The 2603-nt window shown below is 46.1% G+C and carries 2 protein-coding genes; both read right to left on the bottom strand.

All coding sequences use genetic code 11. The features are described from left to right. Nucleotides 1-79 precede the first annotated feature (79 nt). Nucleotides 80-835 (bottom strand): IS21-like element helper ATPase IstB, encoded by a 756-nt coding sequence (gene istB, locus C9J12_RS29725; protein ID WP_107247039.1) that lies wholly within the window; start codon nucleotides 833-835, stop codon nucleotides 80-82. Nucleotides 836-841: 6 nt separating this feature from the next. Continuing rightward, the gene (istA, locus tag C9J12_RS29720) at nucleotides 842-2386 is read right to left on the bottom strand and encodes an IS21 family transposase (protein ID WP_107247043.1); all 1545 of its coding nucleotides are present in this window, start codon (nucleotides 2384-2386) and stop codon (nucleotides 842-844) included. Between the last annotated feature and the right edge of the window lie 217 nt (nucleotides 2387-2603).

Here is a 2603-nt window from a genome sequence, read left to right as displayed (position 1 = left end):
TGCGTATTAACATGATGCCGATCGCTCTATAACATCGATGGCGATCACAATCTCATTCGATTGTAGACCTTCGTAAAATCTAACTGACGTGATCGGCTTGCGTCAATTTATTTAATCTTTTTCGCATAGATTCGCCTTTTAGTTCCAGTTTAATTGAACCATGAATTAGCCTGTCTAAGATCGCATCAGCATGGGTGGATTCTCCTATCATGTCGTACCAATTGGCTACTGGTAGTTGGCTGGTGATCATGGTCGATTTAAAGTCATAACGTGCGTCTATAAGTTCAAGTAGATCACTGCGCTGTTGGGCATTAAGTGGCTCCAGTCCCCAGTCATCCAAGATCAATAATTCGCAGTTTTTGAGCTTGTTAATCAATTTGCGGTAAGTACCGTCTGCTTGAGCCATAAAAAGTTTTTCAAGTAGCTCTTTTAAGCGGAAGTAGTACACGCTGTGCTCTTGTTGGCAGTGATGGTGGCCCAGAGCGCAACTCAAGTACGTTTTACCACAGCCCGTGGCCCCAGTAATAAGTAGGTTGTGGTGCTGTTTAAGCCATTCACCTTGAGCAAGGCTACGGACTTTATCTTTGCTTATCTGTCGATTGGCACTGTAATCTAGCTCACTGAGATTGGCCCTTAATCTGAATTTCGCTTGCTTGGTTAAACGCTCTACTCGCCTTTGCTCTCTGCCGGTAATTTCGTGTGCAAGCAATAAGCTTAACCTCTCCTCGAAGCTTTGTTCCATGTACAGGTTGGCTTGCTCAGTCTGCTGTTGTAATGCAGCTTTGACGCCGCTTAGCTTTAAGTTTGTTAGTTGCTGCTGTAATGAGTTCATCATATTTCCTTAGTGATAATAATCTTCGCCACGGATATTTTCGTGAGTGATGCCACTTAACAGCTCGACTTGGCGATTAGGTAAGGGTTGTTGCTCTAACCCTTTGCTCAGCATGTTGCTGATGGCCTTGAGGCCAGTGACGTTAGTGGCCAGTGCTCGGGTACAGGCCGCATTAAGACGTGTCGGTGAATATTGTTTGGCAAGACTGAGTAATCCTAGGCATCGCCGGTAGCTTTGTTCTGGATGTTTTCCCTGTTGCAGGTACAGACCCACAAGTTGTGCCGTGGGTTCACCAATATCTTTAGCCCAACGCCCAAAGCGTTCAGGACTCCATTGCTGATGCTTTTGGTGAGCCACAGGCATATGTTGTTCATTCGTGGTATGTCCGCCAATGCCATACACTCTGGGGTGACTGGCAACGATGTATCCTTGGTGAGTAAGAATGACTTGGTGGCCGGTGATACGGGCCTCTAGCTGTTGTTTGACCAAGCTGTGAGGTACTGAGTAATAGTGTTTGTCCACTTCAACGTGATAGTCGATATGGACGCGCACTTTTTTAACCTGCGTGTAAACATAAGTATTTTGGGGTAACGGCTTCAGTGCGGGTTTATCGATGCTCATAAACAGTGATTGACGACTTCCCGGATGTTGTTTCATTTGGCGGTTATTCATATTCACCAACAACTCAGCTATGCGTTGATTTAATTGTCTTAAGCTGAAGAAGGTTTCGTGGCGCAGGCGCGCCATGATCCAACGTTCAACAATCTGAACGCCGACTTCCGCCTTCGCTTTATCTTTGGGTTTATAGGGTCTGGCGGGGATCACCGTTGTTTGATAATGCTCTGCCAGTTGTTGGTAAGTCGGGTTCAGGTCGGGCTCATAACGACAGGCTTTGGTGACTCCGCTTTTTAAATTGTCGGGGATCACTAATTCGGGCACGCCACCTAAGAATTCGAAGCAACGCACGTGGCTCATAATCCAGTCTTCTAAGCCTTGAGACCAAGTAGCTTCAGCATAGGTGTAATTGGACGCGCCCATCACAGCGACAAAGACTTGTGCAGTGCGTATCTCTCCAGTGCGAGGGTTCACAATGTCCATCGTTGGGCCACAGTAGTCGACAAACAGCTTCTCGCCCGCTTTGTGATGCTGGCGCATTGATAGGCGTTGGGTTTTAAGCCAGGCTCGATACTGCCGGCAGAAGTGGTTGTAGCTGTAATGACCTTCAGGATGTCGTTCAGCATACTCTTGCCATAACAATTGCAAGGTCATTGTTTTGCTAGTCAATTCTTGCTTCATATCAAGCCAGATAGGCAAGGCATAGTCTTTGGTTTTGACCTGCGTATTAAAGAACGCCTGTTTAAGTGCAACATCATTCCACTGTGCTGCTAGCGGCCAGTCTCGGATCCCCAGTTGTGCCGCCCGATTGGCATAGGTTGAAACCGATGACGGGGATATTGACAAGCTGGCAGCGATCTGACGATGAGTCAATTTAGCGCCGTACTTTAGGCGTAATATTTCTTTAAGTTTTCGCATAGATATTGGTGCCGTTGGCATGGTTATCCCCATCAAAATAAAGATGTAAGGATAACGGTTGAACACACCTACAATACGAATGAAATTAAGCGTTATTTGACCAATAACATCAAGTCGATCGCTCAATAACATTTTTAACCAAAGTGATCGGCATCGATGTTATTAGGTGATCGCCATGAATGGTATTGGCTGATCGGCATCAGTGTTATTGAGCGATCGGGATGGATGAAAATATGCA

This window comes from Photobacterium frigidiphilum, from assembly GCF_003025615.1.
Lineage (GTDB): Bacteria > Pseudomonadota > Gammaproteobacteria > Enterobacterales > Vibrionaceae > Photobacterium > Photobacterium frigidiphilum.
This window is presented reverse-complemented; position numbering and strand designations above follow the sequence as displayed.

Excerpts from the sequence above, each read along its gene's own strand:
- istB (WP_107247039.1), bottom strand. The coding sequence starts at position 835 with ATGATGAACTCATTACAGCAGCAACTAACAAACTTAAAGCTAAGCGGC.
- istA (WP_107247043.1), bottom strand. The coding sequence starts at position 2,386 with ATGCCAACGGCACCAATATCTATGCGAAAACTTAAAGAAATATTACGC.